The sequence below is a fragment of the Streptomyces hygroscopicus subsp. hygroscopicus genome, from assembly GCF_030269125.1.
Lineage (GTDB): Bacteria > Actinomycetota > Actinomycetes > Streptomycetales > Streptomycetaceae > Streptomyces > Streptomyces hygroscopicus_C.
In genome coordinates, this window is record NZ_BSSM01000016.1 from 154,635 (window position 1) to 178,282 (window position 23,648).

Sequence of the window (23,648 nt, forward strand, 5' to 3'; positions counted from 1 at the left end):
TTCCCCCTCGGTGGCCCCCCGCCGCAGGCTCGGGTCGCTCATACCGCGCCGTGCGCCTCTGCCTCGGCCAGCGCGATGTCCGGGTGGTGGAGGTCGAACGCCGGGGACTCGCTGCGGACGCGGGGCAGGGTGGTGAAGTTGTGCCGCGGGGGCGGGCAGGAGGTCGCCCACTCCAGGGAGCGGCCGTAGCCCCAGGGATCGTCCACACCGACCATCGGGGCGAACTTGGCCGTCTTCCAGACGTTGTAGAGGAACGGCAGCATCGACGCGCCGAGCAGGAAGGAGCCGATCGTGGAGACGGTGTTCAGGGCGGTGAAGCCGTCGGCCGCCAGGTAGTCGGCGTACCGGCGCGGCATGCCCTCGGCGCCCAGCCAGTGCTGGACCAGGAAGGTGATGTGGAAGCCGAAGAAGAGGGTCCAGAAGTGGATCTTGCCGAGGCGCTCGTCGAGCAGCTTCCCGGTGAACTTCGGCCACCAGAAGTAGAACCCGGCGAACATCGCGAACACCACGGTGCCGAAGATCGTGTAGTGGAAGTGGGCCACGACGAAGTAGGAGTCGGTGACGTGGAAGTCCATGGGCGGCGAGGCCAGGATGACTCCGGTCAGACCGCCGAAGAGGAACGTGACGAGGAATCCCATCGTCCACAGCATCGGCGTCTCGAAGGACAGCGAGCCCTTCCACATCGTGCCGATCCAGTTGAAGAACTTGACCCCGGTCGGAACCGCGATCAGGAACGTCATGAAGGAGAAGAACGGCAGCAGTACACCACCGGTGGCGTACATGTGATGCGCCCACACGGTCATCGAAAGACCCGAGATGGAGATCGTCGCGGCGATCAGGCCCATGTAGCCGAACATCGGCTTGCGGGAGAAGACCGGGATGATCTCGGAGACGATCCCGAAGAACGGCAGCGCGATGACGTACACCTCGGGATGGCCGAAGAACCAGAAGAGGTGCTGCCACAGCAGCGCGCCGCCGTTGGCCGCGTCGAAGATGTGGGCGCCGAACTTGCGGTCCGCCTCCAGGGCCAGCAGGGCGGCGGCGAGGACCGGGAACACCAGCAGGACCAGCACACCGGTCAGCAGCACGTTCCAGCAGAAGATCGGCAAGCGGAACATGGTGAGTCCCGGGGCGCGCATGCACAGGATCGTCGCGAGGAAGTTGACCGAGCCGAGGATGGTGCCGAAGCCGGAGAGGGTCAGACCCATGATGCCCATGTCGGCGCCGACGTTCGGCGTGTGGATCGCGTCCGACAGGGGCGGGTACATGAACCAGCCGAAGTCGGGGCCGCCCTGCGGGGTGAGCAGGGAGGCCGCCGCGATGAGCGAGCCGAACAGGTACAGCCAGTAGGCGAACATGTTCAGCCGGGGGAAGGCCACGTCGGGGGCGCCGATCTGGAGCGGCATGATCCAGTTCGCGAAACCGGCGAAGAGTGGTGTCGCGAACACCAGCAGCATGATCAGGCCGTGCATCGTGAACAACTCGTTGTACTGCGTGTTCGACATGATCTGCAGCCCCGGGCGGGCCAGTTCGGCGCGCATGAGGAGCGCCAGGACGCCGCCGATCAGGAAGAAGGCGAACGAGGTGATGAGGTACAGGGTGCCGATCGTCTTGTGGTCGGTGGTCGTCAGCCACTTCACCACGACATTGCCGGGCTGCTTGCGCCGCACCGGCACCTCGGCGTCGTAGGTGCCGGTCGGCCCCTTGGGCTCGTTCAGAATGCTCACAGCTGGTACGCCTCCCGGCGCTCGCAGGTTCGCCGACGTCAGTCATCCGACATCCTTGCGGCACCGGGCCGGGCACCGGCACCCGCGGCGGCCGGGACACGGCCGATCGGCTGACGTCGGTACCCGAACGGAGCATCGGGATACCTCGTTCGGAGCAGTGGGCCGAGGCTCAGGGGGAGTGGTTGGCGAAGGTCGCCAGGTAGGTGCCGTAGAGCAGGGAGAAGCCGGCGAGGTACGCGCACACCCGGCGGGCGGTGTCGGGGTCGGTGCGCCATTTGTGCACGAGCGCCCGCGCCGCGGGGATGAGCAGCGGGAACGCCGGCAGCAGAAAGCGCGGCTTGGACTCGAAGGGGCCCGAGACCAGCACGACCGGCAGCAGCAGCGCGGCGGTGTAGAGCAGCAGCGCGAGCGGTACCCGCTCCCGGCACAGCCGAACGAACAGGAACACCCCCGCCGCCACGACCACCAGCGCCACCGGGTAGATGACGCCGTCGGTCAGCGGCATCGTCGCGAGGAAGCGCAGCGTGCCCAGGCCCCCGTCGAAGCGCGATTCCCAGGCGCTCTGCACCTGGAAGTAGCCGTGCAGCAGGGCGCCCGTGCGATGCCCCACCAGCAGCAGGTACGCCATCCAGCCGAGCGGTGCCGCGAGGGCGCCGGCCCACAGGCCGAGCGGCACCCGCCCCCGGCGCCGTACGGCCTCGACGGCGGCCACGCCGAGGACGGCCGCGGCGGCGGCGTAGCCGTTCGGCCGGGTCAGGCCCGCGAGCGCGGCGAGCGCCCCGGCCGCCGGCCAGCGCTCGTCCAGCAGGGCGTACAGGCACCAGACGGCGAGGGCGATGAACAGGGGCTCGGTGTAGGCGAGGGTGAGGACCACCGAGTGCGGCAGGACGGCCCACAGGGCCACCATGGCGGTGGCGACCGAGCGGCCGTGGAGCCGGTGCCCGATCGCGTAGACGCCGACGGCGGCCAGCGCGGTCGCGGTCCAGGCGATCAGGAGCGCGGCCACGGCCGGGGAGACCAGGGGGATCCAGTCGAGCGCCCGGATGAGCCCCGGGTACAGGGGGAAGAACGCCCAGTCGGTCTGCACCGAGCCGGTGTCCGTGATGTGCAGCCGGGAGCCGTAGCCGTGCGTGGCGATGTGCAGGTACCAGACGGAGTCCCAGGAGTGGGCCAGGCCCTTGAGTATCGAGCGTCCGGTGAGCAGGTTCACCAGGACGACGAGGATCACCCCGGCCACCCGCACGGAGCCGAAGAGGACGAGCGCCCGCTGGACACCGGGCGGCCAGGCCCGGCGCTCGCGCCCTCGCGGGGACGGGCCGGGCCGTTCGCGGGCGGAGGCGTCACGGCGCTGCGGGGAGAACGTGCTCACCCTCCGACCTTGATCGGAGCCGCACGTCCGTGCAATGGGACCACGCCGATCAAGCCACTTCTGGCTTGTTTTATCTGCTGGTCAGAGCGTCGTAGGAGGAGAACACAAGACCGGCTTGCACCTACCGGTCCCGGTTCGGGCGGGTCATGCTGGAACGGCGGCCCGTCCGGGCCGAACCCCCGGGAAGGAGCCCCTGTGGACGGCTGGTACGTCGACGACCGCTGCACCAACTGCGACGTAGCCCGGCAGCTGGCGCCGGACCTGATCGACGAGAAGGACGGCAGGTCCCGCATCGTGCGCCGGCCGGAGACCGAGGAGGAGAACCGGCGTCTGCACGCCGCCGTCTTCGCCTGCCACACCCGCTCGATCCGCCCCGCCACCGGGCGGGCCGACGAGACTCTCGACCCGTTCCCGCTGGCCCTGGACGACACGGTCCTGCTGTGCGGCCACAACTCACGGCGCACCGCCGGCGCCAACTCCTACCTGCTCCGCCGCCCCTCCGGCACCCTCATGATGATCGACACCCCCCGCTGGAGCCCCGCCCTGGCCGACCGGTACACGGCGCTCGGGCGGATCACGGACGTGCTGCTCACCCACCGCGACCACGCCGCCCACGGCCGGCGCTACGCCGACCACCTCGGCGCCCGGCTGTGGATCCACGAGGGCGACCTCGACGCCGCGCCCGACGCGGACCGGGTGATCCGGGGCCTCGACCCACGCGAGATCGACGACGGCGTCACCGTCCATCCGCTGCCCGGCCACACCCGGGGCAGCGTGCTGTACCTCGCGGACGACCGGTACTGCTTCAGCGGCGACAGCTTCTACTGGTCGCGCTCGCTCGGCGATCTCACCGTCGCGCACAGCGTGACCTGGTACTCCATCGAGGAGCTGGCCGCCTCCCTGGCCCGCACGGCGGACCGGCTGCGCTTCGAGTGGGTCCTGCCGGGGCACGGCGACCGCAGGCACCTGCCCGCCGACGAGATGGCCCGCCGCCTGCGCGCGCTGACCGAGCACACCCGCACCCTGCGCCCGCGTCCCGTGGACTTCACGGCCGTACGGTGGTGAGGGGGCGGCGTACGAAGGGAGGTCGCCGTGTTGCTGGCGGAGTTTCTGACCCGGGTCCGTGACCGCGGGGAGTACCGGAGCCAGGAGGAGGCCGAGCACGTGAGCGAGGCCGTGCTGTGGACGCTGGCCACCCGGATGACCCCGGAGGAGGCCGACGAACTGGCGGCACGCCTGCCCGCGCCGCTGGACGAGGCGCTGCACCGGGACCGGGGCTGCGCCGAGTCCTTCGGGCGGGAGGAGTTCCTGCGGCGGGTGGCGCAGCAGACGGGCGCCAGGCCGCGGACGGCGGAGTGGGACGCCGGCGCGGTCCTGTCCACCGTGGCCGACTCGGTCCCCGGCGGCGAGCTGGACGAGCTGCTGTCCCGGCTGCCGGTCAGCTACGCGGAGATGTTCGGGCGGCCGGGGCGCGGGTGAGCCCCCGGGGCTCCCGGGGGCCTCCGTCAGCGCTGCCCGTGCGGCTCGGGTTCCTCCCGCGAGGCCCGCAGCCGCTCGTCGCACCACCGCTTGGCCGCGTCGGCGACCAGGGCCAGCGCGCGCGGGTCCTCGAACAGATGGGTGGCCCTGGGCACCAGGTGCAGGGAGTGCGGGGCGCGCAGCCGCCGGGCGGCCTCCTCGTTGAGCCGCCGCGCCTCGTGGTCCTGCGCGCCGACCACCAGCAGGACCGGCACCCGCACCCGCTCCAGCGCGTCGCCCGCCAGATCGGGCCGTCCGTCCCGTGACACCACGGTCAGCACCCGGTCCGGCCGCTCGGCGGCGGCCGTCAGCGCGGCGGCGGTGCCCGTGCCGGCGCCGAACAGCACCACCGGGATCCCGCGGGTGTCGGGCTGCTCCGCGAGCCAGTCGATCGCCCCGACCAGCCGGCGCGTGAGGAGCGGGATGTCGAAGCGGTGCCCGGCCCTCAGCGCGTCGTGCCGCTCCTCCCGCTCGTTGAGCAGGTCGAGCAGCAGCGTGCCGTACCCCGCCGTGCGCAGCTCGGCGGCCACGGCGCGGTTGCGGGTGCTGTGCCGGGAGCTGCCGTTGCCGTGCGCGAAGAGCACCACCGCCCGCGAGGGCGCCGGAACCACCAGGTCACCGTGGAGCGCGGCATCGTCCATGCGGACGAGAACCATCTCGGAGATCATCGGCCTCAACCCTTCCGGGGGCGCCGTTCCCGCCGAGCGATACGGCCCGGATGTCCACTTCCCATCATGCCCACGGGGCGCGGCCCCGGCACCCGGGGGCCGGCGGACCGCCATCACCGGCCGGTCAGCAGGAGGTGATCGAGGAGCAGGGCGAGCACGACCTGGGCGGCGAGCCGGGGGCGGGGCCGGGGGAGCAGGGAGCAGGGAGCAGGCGGGCAGCAGCCACAGCGCGAAGGGCAGCCAGATCCGCTCGGTCTCGGCCTTGCTCATCCCGGACAGGCCGGCCACCAGGAGCGCGAGCAGGGCGGCGCAGACGAGGACGGCGAGCCGGGCCCGGGGGCCGGTGCGGCGGCGCCGGAGCACGGCGCCCGCACGGCCAAGGCCCGCCGCGGTGGCCGGGCCGGTGATGAGCACGGCGCAGGCGAGGTCGGCCCACAGCCAGTAGCCGTAGGGGCGGACGCCGCCGACTCCCTGGCGGTAACGGATCGTCAGAAGACGGTAGCCGTCGAGCCAGTCGAAGCCGGCGAGGGAGAACACCGCGGGGAACACCGCCAGTCCGGCGAGGAGCGGGACCAGCGGGGAGGGACGGTCCCGTGGCCGGCGGCGGCCGAGGACGAGCACCGCCGCGCCGATGAGGGCGAAGAGGGTGAGGCCGTAGGAGAGGGAGCAGGTCAGTCCGAAGAGCAGACCGGCCCCGGCGCCCGCCCATGGGGAGGGGCGGGTCAGGGCGAGGGCGACGAGGTCACCTGAGGGGTGTCCATCCCGATCAGCAGGGCCGGGCCGTCGCAGTGGGCGAAGGCGTCCGCCAGGCGCTCGTCGAGGCCGCCCGCGCACTGCGGCAGCACCTCGAAGCCCGGGGGCAGCCAGCCGCCCGGCGCGCCGTCCAGGACGAGGAGCCGCCGGGACGCGGGCGCGGCCGCCACCGTGTGCAGGGGGTCGGCGAGTGCCGCCTCGGCGAGGCCCGCCGCCTCGACGGGCGTGAACGGCGGGGTCAGCCGCGTCTTGACCCGCCCCGGGCGCGGCTCCTTGGCGATCACGAGCAGTGTGGTCCCCGGGCCGCCCGGGGAGCGGTGAGCACCCGGCGCATGTCCCGCACCGCGCGCCAGGTCCCGGCCCAGGTCCCGGTCACCTTGGACAGCCCGGTGCGCGGCAGGTACGGCACGTCGCGCTCGCTGATCCGCCATCCGGCGTCGGCGGCCCGCACCACCATCTCCAGCGGATAGCCGCTGCGCCGGTCGGTGAGGTCCAGCGCGAGCAGCTCCTCCCGGCGAGCGGCCCGCAGCGGCCCGAGATCGTGCAGCCGCAGCCCGGTACGGCGGCGCAGCAGCCGGGCCAGCGCGAGGTTCCCGACGCGGGCGTGCGCCGGCCAGGCGTCCCGGCTCACCGGCCGCCTCCGGCCGAGCACCAGGTCGGCCCGCCCTTCGCGGACCTCCCGCACGAAGGGCACCAGCAGCGCGGGGTCGAGGGAGGCGTCGCAGTCACAGAAGCAGACGATGCGGGCGGTGGCGGCACTCAGCCCGGTGTGGCAGGCGGCGCCGAAACCGCGCCGGGGCTCGTCGAGCACGGTCGCGCCCAGCGCGCGGGCGATCCGGGCCGAGTCGTCGCGGGAACCGTTGTCGACGACGATGGCCCGCCACCCGGCCGGGATCCGCCCGAGCACCCAGGGCAGCGCCTCGGCCTCGTCCAGACAGGGCAGCACCACGTCGACGTCCGAAGAAGTGGTCGTCACGCCGTTCACCCTACGAACGGAAACCGTGCATTCCGGACTTCCGGTCCTTACGAAACGCGGACACCGCCCCGACCGCCGAACCATCGCGCCGCGCCCGGTGCGACGCTTGAGCCATGCAGCAGCAGTACGAGCCCCACCGGGCCGACGCCCCCGACCCGGCGGCCGGGAACCCGGAACCGGATCGCGGCCGGGCCCGGGTCCTGGTGGTGGACGACGACCCCACCGTCTCCGAGGTCGTCGCCGGATACCTGGACCGCGCCGGGTACACGGTCGACCGCGCCGACGACGGCCCCACAGCCCTCGGCCTCGCGCACGCCCACCGGCCGGACCTCGTCGTCCTCGACCTCATGCTGCCCGGCATGGACGGCCTGGAGGTGTGCAGGCGGATGCGGGAGCAGGGGCCGGTGCCGGTCATCATGCTCACCGCCCGCGGCGACGAGGAGGACCGCGTCCTCGGCCTGGAGGTCGGCGCCGACGACTACGTCACCAAGCCCTTCAGTCCCCGTGAACTCGTGCTGCGCGTGGAGTCCGTACTGCGCCGCAGCCGCCCCTCCGCCACCGGGCACCGGCTGGCCGCGGCCGGGCTCGCGGTCGACCCCGACGCCCGCCGCGCCACCAAGGAGGGCCGCGAACTCGCCCTTACGCTCAGGGAGTTCGATCTCCTCGCGTTCTTCCTGCGGCACCCCGGGCGGGCCGTCGCCCGCGAGGAGCTGATGCGCGAGGTCTGGGGCTGGGACTTCGGCGACCTGTCCACCGTCACGGTGCACGTCCGGCGGCTGCGCGGCAAGATCGAGGACGACCCGGCCAGGCCCCGGCTGATCCGGACCGTGTGGGGCGTCGGTTACCGCTTCGAGCCGGACGGCACGGGGGACTGACCGTGCGCGACCTCCTCCTCATCGCCCTCTACGCCTTCGCCGCGGCCGCCGCCACGGGCCTCGCCGGGGCGGGCGTGCTGCGGCTGATCCGGCGGCGCTCGCTCACCGCGTCCCTCGCCGTCGTCGCCGCGGTCGGGGTCCTCGCCATGCTCGCCGGGACCCTCGCGGTCGCCTGGGCCATGTTCCTGTCCCCGCACGACCTGACCGCCGTCACCACCGTCGTCGCCATGGCGGCCGTCGTCTCCCTGGTCACCGCCCTGCTGCTCGGCCGCTGGGTGGTCGCCCGCAGCCGTGAACTCGCCGACGCGGCCCGCTCGTTCGGCGACGGCGGCGCCTTCGCCGCGCCCGACGGCCCCGCGACCGCCGAACTGGAGGAACTCAGCCGGGAGCTGGCGGCCACCAGCGCCCGGCTCGCCGAGTCCCGCGAGCGGGAGCGGGCGTTGGAGACCTCCCGGCGGGAACTGGTCGCCTGGATCTCGCACGATCTGCGCACCCCGCTCGCCGGACTGCGCGCCATGGCGGAGGCCCTGGAGGACGGCGTCGCAGCCGACCCCGACCGCTATCTGCGGCAGATCCGCGCCGAGGTGGAACGCCTCGACGCCATGGTGGGCGACCTCTTCGAACTCTCCCGCATCCACGCGGGCACCCTCCCGCTGAGCCTGTCCCGCGTCTCCCTGTACGACCTGGTCAGCGACGCGCTGGCCGGCGCCGACCCGCTGGCCAGGGAGCACGGGGTACGGCTGGTGGGCGAGCACGTCGCACCCGTGCCGGTGGAGGTGGACGGGCGGGAGATGAGCCGGGTGCTCGGCAATCTGCTGGTCAACGCCATCCGCCGGACTCCCGCCGACGGCACGGTCGCCGTCGCGGCCGAACGCACCGAGGAGGGCGTGGTGCTGTCCGTCACCGACGGCTGCGGCGGCATCCCCGAGGAGGACCTGCCGCGCGTCTTCGACACCGGCTGGCGCGGCACCGACGCGCGTACACCCCCGGCGGGCGCGGGCCTCGGCCTCGCCATCGTGCGGGGCATCGTGGAGGCCCACCGGGGCCGGGCCACCGTCCGCAACATCCCCGGCGGCTGCCGGTTCGAGGTGACGCTGCCGACCGCGCCGTAGCCCCGCGGAGCCGCACTGCCGGAGCCCGGCCCGCGCGAACTCCCGTACCCCCTCCTCGAATCCGACCCGGGGCCGCCGACCCGGCGCGGCCCGCAGCCGGGAGGAGTCGGCGGTGATGTGCCGTACGTCCCCCAGCCGGTACTCCCCGGTGACCACCGGCTCCGGTCCGCCGCACGCCTCGGCGAGCGCCCGTGCCAGTTCGCCGACGGTGCGCGGCTCACCGCTGCCGGTGTTGAACGCCGTGAGCGCGCCGGGCGCGGCCTCCGCCTCCAGCGCGGCCACGTTCGCCGCCGCCGCGTCCCGGACGTGCACGAAGTCCCGCCGCTGCCGGCCGTCCTCGAAGACGCGGGGAGCCTGACCGCGGGCGAGCGCGGAGCGGAGGAAGGCGGCGACGCCGGCATAGGGGGTGTCGCGGGGCGTAGACGTTGTGGTGGCGCAGGCAGATCGCGGTCCCGCCCGTCGAGCGGGCCCACGCGGCGGCCAGGTGCTCCTGGGCGAGCTTGGTCGCCGCGTACACGCTGCGGGGGTCCGCCGGTGCGTCCTCGCCGACCAGTCCGGGGGACAGCTCCGCCCCGCACGCCGGGCAGCGCGGCTCGAACCGGCCCGCTTCGAGGTGGGCCGCGAGGCGTGGGCCCGGTCGTACGGCACCGTGGCGCGGGCAGGTGTACCGGCCCTCGCCGTAGACGACCATGGACCCGGCCGGCAGCAGGCGCTCCACCCCCGCCCGCGCCATCGCGGCGACCAGCACGGCCGTACCCAGGTCGTTGCGCGAGACGTACTCCGGGGCATCGGCGACACCGTTGCCGAGGCCGACCATCGCCGCGTGGTGGCACACGGCGTCCACTTCGGCCGGCGCGCGGGTCAGCGCGGCCGCGTCCCGCACGTCCGCGCCGGGATCCGGGCGGACGTCGTACACCACCGGCTCGTGCCGTGCGCCCGCAGCGCCTCCACGACATGGGACCCGATGAATCCGGCGCCGCCGGTGACCAGTACGCGCATACGGTCACGCCGGCCGCGGCGGGCACCGCGCCTTCGGAGCGCGCGGGTCATGTCACGGGTCCGTAAGACCTTGCCTCAGCCGACGCGGAGCACCAGCACGCGGAGCCGTTGCGGGGAGGTCGACGCCCGCGCGGGGGCACTGCGGTGTCCCGGCGCGGGGCGCCGGGGCGCGGCCGGTGGCGGGCGGGGCGATGTCCGCGCCGCAGCCGGGGCACACCAGCGCGCCGTTGAGGTGCCGACGGCACTCGGAGCAGTAGTCCATCCGCGTCTCGCGGTCTTCCCTGTTCGGCTGCGGCGCCGGCCCGCCGGGGCCACGGCCTGCTCGTGTTCGTGCGGAGGATCGAGCGGCCGGTCACGCCGACGGGGCTTTGGAAAGGCTGTGTGCGGTCGGTGTGTCGCTCCCGCGCGGATTCGCCGGGAGCCGTGCGTCCGGCGTCCGGCGGCCGGCCGGAGAGACCGAGGAGCGGCGTCCGGGCCCGAGCGTGCCCGGACGCCGTCGGCAGGGCGCCGACGGCAGGCAGCCCCGGCCCTCTCCCCGCAACGGTGACCCGGTGCCCTTCGTCCGCGGGCTGAAGGGGCCCTCGGCGGAAGGCTTCGCGAACCCGGCCCCGGCGACGTACCCGGGACCGGGGCGCTGGTCAGCCGGTGGTCAGCAGGCGCCGTACGACATACCCGGCGGAGTCCACGCCGGAGGTGCCGCCCTCGACCAGGGCCGCGACCGCGATGTGCGCGTCGTAGGCGGTCAGCCAGCCGTTGGTGTGGTCGCCCTCCTCGGCCGTGCCCGTCTTGGCACCGACACCGGCGAGGCCGGCGAGGCGCGGGGCGGCGGTGCCACCGGTGGCGGCGGCGCGCATCATCGACTGGAGATAGCCCGCCGTCCGGGGCGAGATGGGCCGGGCCGCGCTTTCCTGCCGCTGCCCCGGCAGGATGACGGGCTGGCGGAATCCGGCGTTGCGTACGGTCGCCGCGACGGACGCCATGAACAGCGGGGTGGCCGTCACCCTGCCCTGCCCGATGAACTGGGCCGCCTGGTCGCCGCCCTGGGCGTCCGTCGGAATGCCGGGGTCGGTGGTGGCGACCCCGCCGCCGACGGACCAGCTGCCCATGCCGAAGACGTTCACGGCCTCGTCGTGCAGGGCGGAGGCGTCACCGTCGTGCACGAGGTAGTGGAAACCGTCCTTGATGAAGGACGTGTTGCACGACACGGCGAAGGCCTGCGCGAGGTTGGACTTCGGATTCGGCCTCACCCCCGGATCGTTGTGGAACAGCTGGCTGTTGGCCATCAGCGAAGGGGTGCACGGAGCCGGACTGGCCGGGGTGAGGCCCGCCTTGTCGAACAGGGCCGCCGACGTGATGATCTTCATGGTGGAGCCGGGGGACTTGATCCCGTTGATGGCGATGTCCCCGTCCGCGCCCGTGTGCGCGACCGCCAGGATGTGCCCGTTGCTCCAGTCCAGGGCCACCGTACCCGCGGGCATGCTGTGCAGGTGCGGGTCCTTGACCGCGCTCTCCGCGGCCGTCTGGAGCCGGGCGTCGATCGTCGTCCTGATGACCGGGGCGCTGCCCTTCGTGAAGGTCTTCAGCGTCCTGACGCCCGCTCCCTCGCCGTCCACGACGGCCACGCCGGTGCCGGGGCGGCCGCCGGTGGCCGTGCCGTTCTGCCGGATCGTCGCCGCGATGTCCCGCAGCGAGTCGAACCCGGACAGGTCCGTCCTGCCGTCGCTGGCCACCACCTTCGCGTCGCTCGCGCCCCGGGGCAGCGTGCCCGCGGTCAGCGACTGGCCGTCCCCGAGGCCCGGGTACAGCACCGAGTTGTTCCAGTGCACCGCCGCCGCGCCATTGGTGCTCTTGCGCACGGCCACCGCGCTCGGGTAACTCCAACTGCCGCCCGCCACCCGCGCGGTGACGGTGAACGTGACCTTCGTGGCCCCCGGGGTCGCGCTCGACGGGCCGGCCGGGAGGACGTCGCCGAACGTCACCTTCGTCAGACGCAGGCCGGCCTTGTACTGCCGCAGCGCCTGCGCCGCCGCGTCCGGCGCGTCGGTGTCCCCGGCCGCGCCGTCGAGGTTCTGCCCGGACCAGTAGCCGAGGAACGTCCTGGTCAGCTTCACCGCCTCGGCTCCGGAGGGCGGCGTGGTCGACACCGCCGACGGGTCGAAACCCGCGTCCTGCGTCCGGTCTCCGGCCGAACCGCCGGTCAGCCCGTGCAGGAGGTTGTAGGTCCCTATTCCCCCCAGAACGAGCAGCGCGGTGGTCGTACCGGCAATGCCGATCTTCACAGCTCTGTTCATGCGCCGGATCGTATGTACGTCCCATGGAGGTACGAGACGGCCGCGTCGGGATCGTTACCGGAATGTCGATGCGGACCGCTCAAAAAACCCGGCGCGGTACGACCCACCGGCCCGGCGGCGCCACCGTGTCGGCCGTCGGACGATTAAAGCGGACGATACTGGTGTAAAAGTGAGACTGATGGAACCAGCGCGCGAGAGCGACACCGCAGCCACGCCCGTGGGGGCGGCGGACCTCTTCGACGCGTCCACGGACGCGGCCGCGGTGATCTCACAGGACGGCGCGGTGTTCGGCTGGACCCGCGGCGCCGAGGCGCTGCTCGGCTATTCCGCGCCCGAGATGGTCGGCACCCGGGCCGGGCGCCTGCTCGCGATGCCCGAGGACCCGGGACGGATCAGCGGCGTCGCGGAGCGCTGCCGTGCCGGCAGCGGCTGGAGCGGGACGATCCCGGTACGGCACCGCGACGGCCACCGGTTCGACGTCCGGCTGCGCATCTCGGCCTCGTTCCGCATGGGCGGACGGGAGTGCTTCCTGGTGTCGGCGCGTGAACAGCACCAGCAGTGGACGATGGCCCAGTCCGTCCTCGACGGGTTCCTGACCCGCTCACCGGTCGGCATGGCCGTCCTGGACCGCGACCTGCGCTACGTGTGGCTGAACGACACCCTGGAACGGCTCAGCGGGGTGCCCCGGCAGGAGCGGCTGGGGCGGCGGCTCAGCGAACTGCTGCCGGGGCTCCAGGGGGAGGCCCTGGAGAAGCTGATGCGCAAGGTGCTCGCCACCGGCGTGCCCGTCACCGACTACGAGTACAGCGGATGGGTCTGGGCCGACCCGCACCGCAGACACGCCTACTCGTCGTCGTTCTTCCCGCTCCTGGACGCCGACGACACCGTCACCGGCATCTGCTACATGGTCGTGGACGTCACCGAGCGCTGGGCCGCCCGCCGGATCCTGTCGATGGTCAACGAGGCCGGCACCCGTGTCGGCACCACCCTCGACGTGCTGCGCACCGCCGAGGAACTGGCCGACTTCGCCGTCCCGCGCTTCGCCGACTTCGTCGCCGTGGACCTGCTCGAATCCGTGCTCAGTCGCGAGGACCACGGGACGTGGCTCAGTGACGCCGGGCCCGAGCCCGCACGGCCCGCGATGCGCCGCGCCGCTCTGCGCTCGGTGCGCGAGGGCTGCCCCGAAGCCCTCTTCCGGGTCGGGGACCGGATCGGTTTCCGCTCCCCGCCGCACGACGCGCGGACGCTCATCGAGGGCGACCCGCTGTTCATCCCGTTCCTCCAGGCCGAGCAGGAGCCGTGGGTGGCCGCCGAGCCGCCGCGGGCCGAGCGCGTCCGCGAGTTCGGCATGCACTCGCTGATCTCCGTACCCGTGCGGGCCCGCAACACCGCCCTCGGCGTCGCCACCTTCGTCCGCACGACCAACCCGGCGCCCTTCGCGTCCGACGACGTCCTGCTGGCCCGGGAACTGGTGGCGCGGGCGGCGGTCTGCCTGGACAACGCCCGCCGCTACACCAGGGAGCACACGGCCGCCCTCACCCTGCAACGCAGCCTGCTGCCCACCGCCCTCAGCGGCGGCACCGCGCTCGACGTGGCCTCGTCCTACCTCCCCGCCGATCCGACCGGAGGGGTCGGCGGCGACTGGTTCGACGTGATCCCGCTGTCCGGGGCGCGGGTCGGGCTCGTGGTCGGCGACGTGGTGGGCCACGGCATCGGCGCCGCCGCGAGCATGGGGCGGCTGCGCACCGCCGTACAGACCCTCGCGGACATGGAACTGCCCCCCGACGAACTCCTCGCCCACCTGGACGACCTCGTCCTCCGGCTGGGCTGCGAGGAGGCCGTCTCCGGCGCCGGTGCCCGGGTCACCGCCTTCACCGGTGCGACCTGCCTCTACGCCGTGTACGACCCGGTCATCCGGCGGTGCGCCATGGCCCGCGCCGGCCACCCGCCGCCCGTCGTGGTCCCCCCGGACGGGCCCGCCCACTTCCCGGAGATCCCGGCCGGACCCCCACTGGGCCTGGGCGGCATGGCCTTCGAGGCCACCGAGATCGAACTGGCCGAGCACAGCCTGCTGGGGCTGTACACCAACGGCCTCATCCAGGGGTGCGAGGACGTCGAGCGCGGCATGGCCCGGCTCACCGAGGCACTCACCCGCGCCGAGCCGGACCTGGAGCGGCTGTGCACCGCCGTGGTGGACGAACTCGTCCCGCGGCCGCAGCCCGACGACATCGCGCTGCTGCTGACCCGCACCCACGCCCTGGGCACCGACCACGTCGTCTCCTGGGACGTCCCCGACGACCCGTCCGCGGTGGGCGAGATGCGCGCCCTGGCCGCCCGACAGGTCATGGAGTGGGGTCTCGGCGAGCTGGTCATGACGACGGAGCTCCTGGTGAGCGAACTCGTCACCAACGCCATCCGCTACGCCGCCCCGCCCATCCGCCTACGCCTGCTCCGCGACGCCCGCCTGACCTGCGAGGTCGCCGACGCCAGCAGCACCGCACCGCGCCTGCGGCACGCCCGCAGCACCGACGAGGGCGGCCGGGGGCTGTTCCTCGTCGCCCAGCTGTCCCTGCGCTGGGGTGCCCGCTACACCGGCGACGGGAAGATCATCTGGGCCGAGCAGGAGATCCCGTAGGGGACGGATGGCTCGGCTGGGGCATGGGCGGCTCGTCCACGGCGCGGATCTCCTCGTCGGCGAGCAGGCACGCCGCGAGCGCGGCCGTGTCGTCCTGGAGCTGGTCGCCGCTGTACTCCAGCAGATCGTGGTGGAGCCGCTCCAGCAGCGCGTGCGGGGCCAGTGGGCCGAAGGAGCGCAGGCGCTGCGCCAGGGGGTAGAAGGTGCCGGACGCGTCCCTGGTCTCGGTCACGCCGTCCGTGTACAGCAGCAGCTGCTCGCCGGGTTCGAAGGGGTAACTGTCCACCCGGTGCGGCTCCATGAGCAGCATGCCGAGGTTCAGCGGCGGACCCGAACACCCGCTGTCCAGTTCCCGGACCTCGTCGGCGCGGATCAGCAGCGGCGGCGGATGGCCGCAGTTGACGACGCGCACGAGCCGCCCGTCGGCGGGGATCTCGGCGAAGAGCGCGGTGATGAACCGCTCGGCCGTGTCGCTGCCGCCGAGGTGCTCGGCCCGGCGCGACACGCTGCGCTCCATGCGGCGGGCCAGCGCGGCGAGATCGGGCTCGTCGTGCGCGGCCTCGCGGAACGCGCCGAGTACCGAGGCGGCCGTCTCCACCGCGAGCAGCCCCTTGCCGCGCACGTCGCCGATGAGCAGCCGTACGCCGAACGCGGTGGGCACGGCCTCGTAGAGGTCGCCGCCGATGCGCGCCTCCGCGGCGGCGGACAGGTAGAGGCTCTCCAGGAGCAGGTTGCCGATCCGCCCCGGAAGCGGTCGCAGCAGCACGCGCTGCGCGATCTCTGCCACGAACCGCACGTCGGCCAGCGTGCGTTCACGGCGGATGCGGTGGCCGGCGAGGATCGTGCCGAGAGCGCCCACCAGGGCGGTGCAGACGTAGTCGGCGACGTAGTGCCGGTCCCACAGGTAGCCGACCGGCCGCCCCGCGCAGCACGGCGTCCCGGCGAGCACGCCTTCCATGACGACCGCGAACGCCGTGGCGCCCGCGACGAAGGCGGGCCCGTGCGCGAACGCGGCCACCAGCGGCAGGGCGACCAGCAGAAAGCTCACGGGCCAGTCGACGGGAGTGATCGGTTCCAGGAGCAGTACGGCCGCGACGTAGAACACCGGGAGCCAGCGCATCCAGGCCGGAGGCGCCGGTGGTCCGGTCCGTGTGGCGGCACCGACCTCCGGCTGGCGACGTGGACTTCGCACACGGGACTCCTGTCACACGGGCTGGACGAGCGTCCAGCCTGGTGCGCGGGTCCACGCCGCACCGGTCATTGCTCCACTCAGCGGCATGTTCCGGTCACCGGGGGCCGACGGGCCGCACCGGGGACGCGAGGTGTCCGGCCGGGGGAACGGTTCACCAGTAGTGCCGTCGGCCGGCGACGGCGTGCCCCATCGACCCGAGGATCCACAGCACCGCGCCGACCACCAGAAGGATGATCCCGATGGTCCACAGAATGGATATCCCGGTGAGGAATCCGACGATGAGCAAGATGATGCCGAGGGCGATCATGGCCCGCCTCCTGTCGACGAATGTTCCTGTCATGCGGGTGCCCCCGAGTGCGCCGAATCATCACGCGGGACGCGAGATTCTGACCGGGCACGTCCGGCGGGGTCGTCCGCGTGCGGACCGCCGCTCAGCTCTCGGGCGCGCCCCGGCGCAGGCCGTCCATGACGAGGTCGAGGAGCCGCGTGGCGCGCGGCCGCCAGTCCTCGTGCGGGTCGAGCTGCCACAGGCCGGCGATGGCGAGCAGGAAGTCGTCCGCGGTGACGCCGGGCCGGATGGTGCCGGCCTCCTCGTTGGCCCGCAGCAGGAGTTCGGCCGCGTCGGTCACCGGGGTGTGCGCCGGCTTGGCCGGGCCGCCCGGTGCGCCGGTGACCTGCCGGATCGCGTCGGCCAGACCGGCCTTGGCCATGGCGAACTCCGCGAGCCGGTCCATCCAGGCGCGCAGGGCACGGTCGGGCGGCAGGGCGGCGAGGAGTTGGGCCGCGCTGGCCGATACCTGCCCCATCTCATGGCGGTAGATCTCCAGGACCAGCGCCTCGCGGTTCGGGAAGTTGCGGTAGAAGGTCCCCTGGCCGACGCCCGCCTTGCGGGCGATCGCGCTCAGCGGGGCGCCCGCACAGCGCGACAGCTCGGCGAGGGCCACCTCCAGGATGCGTTCCCGGTTGCGCTGCGCGTCCGAGCGCCGTCCCGAGTCCTTCATGTGCGGCACTCGTCCTCCCCGAGGGTCGTGGCCGAACCTCGCCCTTGCTAAGCGGACAGGTGTCCGTTACGTTTCTGGGTAACGGACACTTGTCCGGTTGATGTCCACGATAGCCGCGGAAGAACCCCGGCGGCAGTCACCCGGCCGACGCCCTTGGCGGCGGCTCTCCGCGACCCGCCCCGGCGCCACCGGCGCCCCGGTCCCCCCTCGCTCGCTCGACAACGGCTCCGCACGCAACCCGTTCCGCCCATGATCCCCCCGGCACCCACGGCATTGCACACCACCTGCTCTGGAAATGCGAAAGAAGCTGACATGGCCTCCTCGACGTCCAGTGTCATCACCCTGCACATCAACGGCGAGAAGTTCACACTGCCCGTCGACCACCGCACCACCCTGCTCGACGCCCTGCGTGAACGCCTCACCCTGACCGGCACCAAGAAAGGCTGTGATCAAGGGCAATGCGGCGCCTGCACCGTCCTGTTGGACGGGCGCCGCGCCGTCGCCTGTCTGCAACTGGCGGTGGCGGCCGAGGGACGGGAGGTCACCACGATCGAAGGCCTCGCCGAGGGGGACCGGCTGCATCCCGTGCAGCAGGCATTCCTCGAACTCGACGGTTACCAGTGCGGCTACTGCACCCCTGGCCAGATCTGTTCGGCGATCGGGGTCCTCCGGGAGCACGCCGAGGGCCGGCCGAGCGCCGTCACCGACGACATCCGGCCGGAGGCCGGGCCGCCCCCGCTGACCGCCGAGGAGATCCGGGAGCGCATGAGCGGCAACCTGTGCCGGTGCGGCGCCTACGTCGCCATCGTCGAGGCCGTGACCCGGGCGGCGGCGGACGGCGCGACCGAGTCCGAGGAGGCCGTGGCATGAGGGAGTTCGACTACCGGCGGGCCACCGACGTCGCGGGCGCCGTCGCCCTGCTCGGCGCCGACCCGGACACCCGCTTCCTGGGCGGCGGCACCAATCTCGTGGACCTGATGAAGACGGGCGTCGAACGCCCCACCCGGCTCGTCGACATCCGTGAACTCCCGCTGGACAGGATCGAGACGGCGGACGACGGCGCCCTGCGCATCGGTGCCACCGTCACCAACGCCGACCTCGCCGCCCACCCCGAGGTGCGCCGCCGCTACCCGGCGCTGGCCCAGGCGGTGCTGGCGGGTGCCTCCGGGCAGCTGCGCAACATGGCCACGGTCGGCGGGAACCTGCTCCAGCGCACCCGCTGCGGCTACTTCACCGATGTCACGCAGCCCTGCAACAAGCGGATCCCGGGCAGCGGCTGCCCCGCCGTCGAGGGCGAGCACCGCAACCACGCGGTCCTCGGCGCCTCCGACCACTGTGTGGCCGTACACCCCTCGGACATGGCCGTCCCGCTGACCGCCTTCGACGCGGTCGTCCAGTACGAAACCGCGGACGGACCGGGGGAGTTGCCGCTCGCCGAGTTCTACCTGCCGGTCGGTGACACCCCGCACCGCGAGACCGCCCTGCCGCCCGGCGCGCTGATCACCGGCGTCGTGCTGCCGCCCGCGCCGGTCGCGGCCCGCTCCCGCTACCGCAAGGTGCGCGAGCGCGCCTCGTACGCGTTCGCCATCGGCTCCCTCGCGGCCGCGCTGGACGTCCGGGACGGCGTCGTGCACGAGGCGCGCCTCGCCCTCGGCGCGGTCGCCTCCCGGCCGTGGCGGGCCCTGGCCGCCGAAGGCGTGCTGACCGGGGCGCCGGCCGTGCCCGACACCTACGCCGCCGCCGCGGACGCCGAACTGGCCGCGGCCCGACCGCTGCCGCACAACGGATACAAGGTGACCCTGATGCGCAACCTCGTCGTGGCCGTGCTCACCGAACTCGCCGAGGAGGCCGCCCGATGACCACCGCCACCACCACCGAGACGGCGACCCGCGCGCCGTCCGTCGGTACCGCCCGCACCCGCGTGGAGGGCGTGGAGAAGGTCACCGGAGCCGCCCGGTACGCGGGCGAGATCCCCTTCGCCGGCCTCGCCCACGGCTGGCTGGTGCTGTCCACGGTCGCCCGCGGTCGCATCAGCGCACTCGACACCGACGCGGTCCTCGCCATGCCCGGCGTCCTCGCCGTCCTCGACCACCGCAACGCGCCGCGCCTGAACACCGACTTCCCCAGCATGCTGGGCATGCGGCCGGACGCGACCTGTGCCGTCTTCCAGCACGACCGGGTGCCGCACCTGGGCTGGCCGGTGGCGCTCGTGGTGGCCGAGACCTCCGAACAGGCCCGGGAGGCCGCCGAGTCGCTCGTGGTGCACTACGAACCCGAGCCCCACGACACCGACTTCACGTCCGGGCGTCCCGACGCCTACCCGCTGGACGGCTTCATGCCCGCGGTGACGGAGAAGGGCGACATCGACGCCGAACTCGCCGCCTCGGCCGTGGTGGTGGACGCGGAGTACACCACCCCCGAAGAGCACCACAACCCGATGGAACCGCACGCGGCCACCGCCCACTGGGACGACGGCCGCCTCGAAGTGGTCGACTCCAACCAGGGCGCCACCTGGGTCGTGGGCGACCTCGCCAACCTCTTCTCACTCGACCCGGCCGCCGTGCGGGTGCGCTCCGAACACGTCGGCGGGGGCTTCGGCAGCAAGGGCGTGCGCGCCCACCAGGTGGCCGCCGTGATGGCCGCGCGCGAGCTGGGGCGCCCCGTACGGGTGGTCATGACGCGCCGTCAGATGTTCACGCTGGCCGGCCACCGCAGCCCGACCGTCCAGCGGATCAGGCTCGGCGCCGACGCCGACGGACGGCTGCGCGCCCTGGAGCACCGCGCCCTCAGCCACACCTCCACCGTGTACGAGTTCGTGGAGCCGAGCGCCGGTGTGGCGCGGGTGATGTACGACGCCGACGCCCACCGCACCGAGAACCGCGTGGTACGGCTCGACGTGCCGAGCCCGACCTTCATGCGCGCCCCGGGCGAGGCGCCCGGCTCGTTCGCGCTGGAGTCGGCGCTGGACGAACTCGCCGTCGAGTGCGGGCTCGACCCGGTCGAACTGCGCCTGCGCAACGACGCCGTGCGCGGACCGGTCTCGGGCCTGCCCTTCGCGGGCCGCCGGCTGGCCGACTGCTTCCGCGAGGGCGCCCGCAGGTTCGGCTGGGCCGGCCGCGACCCCCGCCCCGGGGTGCGCCGGGACGGTCGCTGGCTGCTCGGCACCGGCACGGCCGCGGCCTCCTTCCCGGCAGGCGCGGCACCCTCCACGGCGACCGTGACCGCCCACCCGGACGGCGACTTCACCGTACGGATCGCCGCCGCCGACATCGGCACCGGGGCCCGGACCGCCCTGACCCTGGTCTCCGCCGACGCGCTGGGCGTCGCCCCCGAACGGGTCCGGGTCCGCATCGGCGACAGCGCCTTCGGACCGGCGATGATCGCCGGCGGCTCCATGGGCACCCGCTCGTGGTCCTGGGCGGTCAAGGCGGCGGCCGAGGAACTGCGCGAGCGGCTCGCCCTCGGCGCCGACGTCCCGGCCGAGGGGATCACGGTCCGGTCGGACACCACCGCGGCCATCGGCGCGCTCGCCGCGGCCGAACGGCACTCCTTCGGCGCCCAGTTCGCCGAGGTGGCCGTGGACGTCACCACCGGCGAGGTGCGTGTGCGGCGGATGCTGGGCATCTTCGCGGCGGGCCGGATCGTCAACCCGCTCACCGCCCGCAACCAGCTCCTCGGCGGCATGATCTGGGCCATCTCCATGGCCCTGCACGAGGAGGCGCTGCGCGACCGTGCCTCGGGCGGCCTCGTCGGCGCGGACCTCGCCGGCTACCACGTGGCCACCCATGCCGACGTGCCGCGCATCGAGGCCGACTGGATCGAGGACCCGGACCCCGACGACCCGGTCGGCATCAAGGGCATCGGCGAGATCGGCATCGTGGGCGCCGTGGCCGCCGTCGCCAACGCCGTGTGGCACGCGACCGGCACCCGCCACCGCCGTCTGCCGATCAGCCCGGACCGCGTCCTCGCGGCGGGAGCGCCGGATGCTTGACCTGGCGGCGGAGCTGGCCCGATGGGTGGACGAGGGACGGGAGTTCGCCGTCGCCACCGTCGTGTCCGTCGGCGGCAGCGCCCCACGCGAGCCCGGCGCCGCCCTCGCCGTCGACCGTGCGGGCACCGTCATCGGATCGGTCTCCGGCGGCTGCGTCGAGGGCGCGGTCTACGACCTGTGCCAGGAGGCGCTGGAGAGCGGGCGGAGCGTGGTCGAGCGGTTCGGGTACAGCGACGAGGACGCCTTCGCCGTGGGGCTGACCTGCGGCGGGGTGATCGACGTCCTGGTGACGCCGGTGGGCGCGCAGGCGCCCGCCCGGCCGGTCCTCGCCGCGGCCCTCGCGCTCGCCGCCCAGGGAGCGCCGGCGGCCCTCGCCCGGATCGCCCGCGGTCCGGACGACCTCCTGGGCCGGGCCCTGCTGGTGCGCCCCGACGGCACGCACGAGGGCACGCTCGCCGGCCACGCCGACCTCGACCGGACGGCGCTGGCCGAGGCGGGGGCCCTGCTGGAGGCGGGCCGCACCGGCACGGTGGAGATCTCCGCGGACGGCTCGCACTGCCCCGGCGGCCTCACCCTGCTGGTCGAGTCCGACGTGCCGCCCCCGCGGATGATCATCTTCGGGGCGGTGGACTTCGCCGCGGCCCTGGCACGGGCCGGCAAGTTCCTCGGCCACCATGTGACCGTCTGCGACGCCCGTCCCGTCTTCGCCACCCCGGCCCGCTTCCCCGACGCCGACGAGGTGGTGGTCGACTGGCCGCACCGCTATCTGCGGCGCACCGCGACCGACGCGCGGACCGTGCTGTGCGTGCTCACCCACGACGCGAAGTTCGACGTACCGCTGCTCAAGGTCGCCCTCGGCATGCCGGTGGCGTTCGTCGGCGCCATGGGCTCGCGGCGCACCCACGAGGACCGGGAGCGGCGGCTGCGCGCGGAGGGCGTGAGCGAGCGCCAACTGGCCGGGCTGCGCTCGCCGATCGGCCTCGACCTGGGCGCCCGTACGCCCGAGGAGACCGCCCTGTCGATCGCCGCGGAGATCGTGGCCGCCCGGCGGGGCGGCACCGGCGCCCCGCTGACCGGCGGGCGGGCGCCGATCCACCGGGACCGGCCGCCCGCCGTGGCGGCGGGGGTGCGGGACGGGGTCGGCGGGTACAGTGGGGAACGGGTATTCATCGATCGATGAATTACTGCTCCGGTGAAGGGCAGGGCCACGGTGGACACGGTGGAGAGGACCACGTGCTGTGTGGTGGGCGGCGGCCCGGCGGGCATGGTGCTCGCGCTGCTGCTGGCCCGCTCCGGCATCGAGGTGACGGTGCTGGAGAAACACGCCGACTTCCTGCGCGACTTCCGCGGCGACACCGTCCACCCTTCCACCCTGGCCCTGCTGGACGAACTGGGCCTGGCCGAACGGTTCGCCCGGCTGCCGCAGCGCCGGGTGCGCACCGTCCAGCTGCCCGTCGCCGCCGGCCGCCCGCAGGTCACCGTCGCGGACCTGTCGGTGCTGCGCGGCCCCTACGACTACGTGGCGATGGTGCCCCAGTGGGACCTCCTCGACCTGCTCGCCGACGAGGCCCGCCGCGAACCCTCCTTCCACCTGTGGATGAACACGGAGGCGACCGGCTTCCTCACCGAGGCGGGCCGGGTCACCGGGGTGCGCTACCGCACCGCCGACGGCCGCACCGGCGAGCTGCGCGCCCCGCTCACCGTCGCCTGCGACGGCCGCGGCTCGCTCGCCCGCACCCGGCCGGAACTCGGACTGCGCGGCTTCGACTGCCCGATGGACGCCTGGTGGTTCCGGCTGCCGCGCCGCGAGGGCGATCCACGCGGACTGGTCGGCGGCGCGGGCGACCGCTTCCTCACCGCGATGATCGACCGCGGCGACTACTGGCAGTGCGCCGCGCTCATCCCCAAGGGCACCGACGGCAGCCGCCGCGCCGCCGGACTCGACCGGTTCCGGGCCGAGTTCACCGCCGCCGTGCCCTGGCTCGCCGACCGCGCCGACGCCCTGCGCTCCTGGGACGAGGTCAAGCTCCTCGACGTACGCCTGGACCGGCTGCGCCGCTGGCACCGCCCCGGGCTGCTGTGCATCGGCGACGCGGCCCACGCCATGTCGCCGGTCTTCGGCATCGGCATCAACCTCGCGGTCCAGGACGCCGTGGCCACCGCCCGTCATCTCGCCGGACCGCTGCGCCGGGGCGCCGTGGGCGAGCGCGACCTGCGCGGGGTCCAGCGCCGCCGCCGGCCGACCACGGTCGCCACGCAGGCGCTCCAGCGGCTGGCCCACGCCCGCGTCATCCGCCCCGTGCTCCAGGGCCGGCCGCCGCTCGGCGACGCGGACCGGGCCCGGCGGGTCGCCCGTCTGCTCGCCGGGTCACGGCGGTTGCGGCGGCTGCCCGCGTACTTCATCGCGTACGGCGCCCTGCGCGAGCGGCCACCCGCGGCGGCCGTGCGGAAGGCGGCCCGCGCCGGGGGCGGGCGTCCGGACGACGTTCCGTACCGGCGGACGCCGCCGGGCGAGGGGAAAGGTAACCCCGGGTAAGCGGG

19 protein-coding genes and 4 pseudogenes are annotated in these 23,648 nt (G+C 73.9%); 10 read left to right on the forward strand and 13 right to left on the reverse strand.

The features are described from left to right. A pseudogene (ctaD, locus tag QSK45_RS30110) lies at positions 1 to 1,727 on the reverse strand (aa3-type cytochrome oxidase subunit I); the annotation flags it as partial. A 169-nt stretch (positions 1,728 to 1,896) separates the two neighbouring features. After that, positions 1,897 to 3,096, reverse strand: a complete 1,200-nt coding sequence (locus QSK45_RS30115; RefSeq protein ID WP_285562047.1) for a glycosyltransferase family protein — start codon at positions 3,094 to 3,096, stop codon at positions 1,897 to 1,899. Positions 3,097 to 3,291: 195 nt separating this feature from the next. On the opposite strand from QSK45_RS30115, the gene QSK45_RS30120 reads away from it, so the two are divergent. Beyond that, the gene (locus QSK45_RS30120) at positions 3,292 to 4,161 is read left to right on the forward strand and encodes an MBL fold metallo-hydrolase (RefSeq protein ID WP_285562048.1); all 870 of its coding nucleotides are present in this window, start codon (positions 3,292 to 3,294) and stop codon (positions 4,159 to 4,161) included. A gap of 27 nt (positions 4,162 to 4,188) precedes the next feature. Beyond that, positions 4,189 to 4,575, forward strand: coding sequence for a DUF2267 domain-containing protein (locus QSK45_RS30125; protein WP_285562049.1), 387 nt, complete (start codon positions 4,189 to 4,191; stop codon positions 4,573 to 4,575). 26 nt (positions 4,576 to 4,601) lie between these two features. On the opposite strand, the gene QSK45_RS30130 is transcribed toward QSK45_RS30125, so the two are convergent. The 4 genes and pseudogenes from QSK45_RS30130 to QSK45_RS30145 all read right to left on the reverse strand — a co-directional run bounded on the left by QSK45_RS30130 (position 4,602) and on the right by QSK45_RS30145 (position 7,020). Continuing rightward, on the reverse strand, positions 4,602 to 5,396 hold the full coding sequence (locus QSK45_RS30130; protein WP_490993637.1) for a dienelactone hydrolase family protein: 795 nt from the start codon (positions 5,394 to 5,396) through the stop codon (positions 4,602 to 4,604). Further along, positions 5,396 to 6,023 (reverse strand): annotated as a pseudogene (locus QSK45_RS30135) (hypothetical protein); the annotation flags it as partial. The pseudogene QSK45_RS30135 and the gene QSK45_RS30130, both read right to left, overlap by 1 nt. Continuing rightward, positions 6,023 to 6,319 (reverse strand): annotated as a pseudogene (locus tag QSK45_RS30140) (DUF2064 domain-containing protein); the annotation flags it as partial. The pseudogenes QSK45_RS30135 and QSK45_RS30140, both read right to left, overlap by 1 nt. Then, complete coding sequence (locus tag QSK45_RS30145; protein ID WP_285562051.1) at positions 6,316 to 7,020, reverse strand: glycosyltransferase family 2 protein; 705 nt, start codon at positions 7,018 to 7,020, stop codon at positions 6,316 to 6,318. The gene QSK45_RS30145 and the pseudogene QSK45_RS30140, both read right to left, overlap by 4 nt. Before the next feature lie 104 nt (positions 7,021 to 7,124). On the opposite strand from QSK45_RS30145, the gene QSK45_RS30150 reads away from it, so the two are divergent. Then, entirely contained in the window at positions 7,125 to 7,886 is a 762-nt protein-coding gene (locus QSK45_RS30150; protein ID WP_285562052.1) for a response regulator transcription factor, read from the forward strand. A gap of 2 nt (positions 7,887 to 7,888) precedes the next feature. Further along, the gene (locus QSK45_RS30155; RefSeq protein ID WP_285562053.1) at positions 7,889 to 8,998 is read left to right on the forward strand and encodes a sensor histidine kinase; all 1,110 of its coding nucleotides are present in this window, start codon (positions 7,889 to 7,891) and stop codon (positions 8,996 to 8,998) included. A gap of 294 nt (positions 8,999 to 9,292) precedes the next feature. On the opposite strand, the pseudogene QSK45_RS38655 reads toward QSK45_RS30155, so the two are convergent. The 4 genes and pseudogenes from QSK45_RS38655 to QSK45_RS30165 form a co-directional block, all read right to left on the reverse strand. Then, positions 9,293 to 9,917: pseudogene (locus QSK45_RS38655) on the reverse strand (NAD-dependent epimerase/dehydratase family protein); the annotation flags it as partial. Next, entirely contained in the window at positions 9,860 to 10,048 is a 189-nt protein-coding gene (locus tag QSK45_RS38660) for an NAD-dependent epimerase/dehydratase family protein (RefSeq protein ID WP_490993638.1), read from the reverse strand. The pseudogene QSK45_RS38655 and the gene QSK45_RS38660, both read right to left, overlap by 58 nt. A 1-nt stretch (position 10,049) precedes the next feature. Then, positions 10,050 to 10,259, reverse strand: a complete 210-nt coding sequence (locus QSK45_RS38665; protein WP_490993639.1) for an SCO2400 family protein — start codon at positions 10,257 to 10,259, stop codon at positions 10,050 to 10,052. Positions 10,260 to 10,635: 376 nt separating this feature from the next. Continuing rightward, entirely contained in the window at positions 10,636 to 12,288 is a 1,653-nt protein-coding gene (locus tag QSK45_RS30165; RefSeq protein WP_285562054.1) for a penicillin-binding transpeptidase domain-containing protein, read from the reverse strand. A 178-nt stretch (positions 12,289 to 12,466) separates the two neighbouring features. On the opposite strand from QSK45_RS30165, the gene QSK45_RS30170 reads away from it, so the two are divergent. After that, complete coding sequence (locus tag QSK45_RS30170) at positions 12,467 to 14,923, forward strand: SpoIIE family protein phosphatase (RefSeq protein ID WP_285562055.1); 2,457 nt, start codon at positions 12,467 to 12,469, stop codon at positions 14,921 to 14,923. Here the strand turns inward: QSK45_RS30170 and QSK45_RS30175 are convergent. From QSK45_RS30175 to QSK45_RS30185, 3 genes are all read right to left on the reverse strand, one after another. Continuing rightward, a complete protein-coding gene (locus tag QSK45_RS30175) occupies positions 14,895 to 16,043 on the reverse strand; it encodes a PP2C family protein-serine/threonine phosphatase (RefSeq protein ID WP_395484830.1) in 1,149 nt (382 codons plus the stop codon). The two genes, QSK45_RS30170 and QSK45_RS30175, sit on opposite strands and share 29 nt — an antisense overlap. Before the next feature lie 223 nt (positions 16,044 to 16,266). Next, complete coding sequence (locus QSK45_RS30180) at positions 16,267 to 16,422, reverse strand: DUF6131 family protein (protein ID WP_086807291.1); 156 nt, start codon at positions 16,420 to 16,422, stop codon at positions 16,267 to 16,269. 124 nt (positions 16,423 to 16,546) lie between these two features. Then, on the reverse strand, positions 16,547 to 17,116 hold the full coding sequence (locus QSK45_RS30185; protein WP_395482046.1) for a TetR/AcrR family transcriptional regulator: 570 nt from the start codon (positions 17,114 to 17,116) through the stop codon (positions 16,547 to 16,549). 312 nt (positions 17,117 to 17,428) lie between these two features. Here QSK45_RS30185 and QSK45_RS30190 point away from each other — a divergent pair, with 312 nt between their 5' ends. From QSK45_RS30190 to QSK45_RS30210, 5 genes are read left to right on the forward strand one after another with little or no spacing between them, the layout of a single operon-like run. Continuing rightward, a complete protein-coding gene (locus tag QSK45_RS30190; protein WP_285562058.1) occupies positions 17,429 to 17,986 on the forward strand; it encodes a (2Fe-2S)-binding protein in 558 nt (185 codons plus the stop codon). After that, a complete protein-coding gene (locus tag QSK45_RS30195) occupies positions 17,983 to 18,975 on the forward strand; it encodes an FAD binding domain-containing protein (protein WP_285562059.1) in 993 nt (330 codons plus the stop codon). The genes QSK45_RS30190 and QSK45_RS30195 overlap by 4 nt, the downstream gene beginning before the upstream one ends. Continuing rightward, on the forward strand, positions 18,972 to 21,107 hold the full coding sequence (locus tag QSK45_RS30200; RefSeq protein ID WP_285562060.1) for a xanthine dehydrogenase family protein molybdopterin-binding subunit: 2,136 nt from the start codon (positions 18,972 to 18,974) through the stop codon (positions 21,105 to 21,107). The genes QSK45_RS30195 and QSK45_RS30200 overlap by 4 nt, the downstream gene beginning before the upstream one ends. Continuing rightward, positions 21,100 to 22,287 carry an XdhC family protein gene (locus tag QSK45_RS30205; protein WP_285562061.1) on the forward strand — a complete coding sequence of 396 codons (1,188 nt, stop codon included), beginning with the start codon at positions 21,100 to 21,102 and terminating at the stop codon, positions 22,285 to 22,287. The genes QSK45_RS30200 and QSK45_RS30205 overlap by 8 nt, the downstream gene beginning before the upstream one ends. Positions 22,288 to 22,326: 39 nt before the next feature. Next, entirely contained in the window at positions 22,327 to 23,643 is a 1,317-nt protein-coding gene (locus QSK45_RS30210) for an FAD-dependent oxidoreductase (protein ID WP_285562062.1), read from the forward strand. The last annotated feature ends 5 nt before the right edge of the window (positions 23,644 to 23,648 follow it).

Excerpts from the sequence above, each read along its gene's own strand:
- QSK45_RS30130 (WP_490993637.1), bottom strand. The coding sequence starts at position 5,396 with ATGGCGGTCCGCCGGCCCCCGGGTGCCGGGGCCGCGCCCCGTGGGCAT.
- QSK45_RS30150 (WP_285562052.1), top strand. The coding sequence starts at position 7,125 with ATGCAGCAGCAGTACGAGCCCCACCGGGCCGACGCCCCCGACCCGGCG.
- QSK45_RS38660 (WP_490993638.1), bottom strand. The coding sequence starts at position 10,048 with ATGACCCGCGCGCTCCGAAGGCGCGGTGCCCGCCGCGGCCGGCGTGAC.
- QSK45_RS38665 (WP_490993639.1), bottom strand. The coding sequence starts at position 10,259 with ATGGACTACTGCTCCGAGTGCCGTCGGCACCTCAACGGCGCGCTGGTG.
- QSK45_RS30165 (WP_285562054.1), bottom strand. The coding sequence starts at position 12,288 with ATGAACAGAGCTGTGAAGATCGGCATTGCCGGTACGACCACCGCGCTG.
- QSK45_RS30170 (WP_285562055.1), top strand. The coding sequence starts at position 12,467 with ATGGAACCAGCGCGCGAGAGCGACACCGCAGCCACGCCCGTGGGGGCG.
- QSK45_RS30175 (WP_395484830.1), bottom strand. The coding sequence starts at position 16,043 with ATGCGCTGGCTCCCGGTGTTCTACGTCGCGGCCGTACTGCTCCTGGAA.
- QSK45_RS30180 (WP_086807291.1), bottom strand. The coding sequence starts at position 16,422 with ATGATCGCCCTCGGCATCATCTTGCTCATCGTCGGATTCCTCACCGGG.
- QSK45_RS30185 (WP_395482046.1), bottom strand. The coding sequence starts at position 17,116 with ATGAAGGACTCGGGACGGCGCTCGGACGCGCAGCGCAACCGGGAACGC.
- QSK45_RS30190 (WP_285562058.1), top strand. The coding sequence starts at position 17,429 with ATGGCCTCCTCGACGTCCAGTGTCATCACCCTGCACATCAACGGCGAG.
- QSK45_RS30195 (WP_285562059.1), top strand. The coding sequence starts at position 17,983 with ATGAGGGAGTTCGACTACCGGCGGGCCACCGACGTCGCGGGCGCCGTC.
- QSK45_RS30200 (WP_285562060.1), top strand. The coding sequence starts at position 18,972 with ATGACCACCGCCACCACCACCGAGACGGCGACCCGCGCGCCGTCCGTC.
- QSK45_RS30205 (WP_285562061.1), top strand. The coding sequence starts at position 21,100 with ATGCTTGACCTGGCGGCGGAGCTGGCCCGATGGGTGGACGAGGGACGG.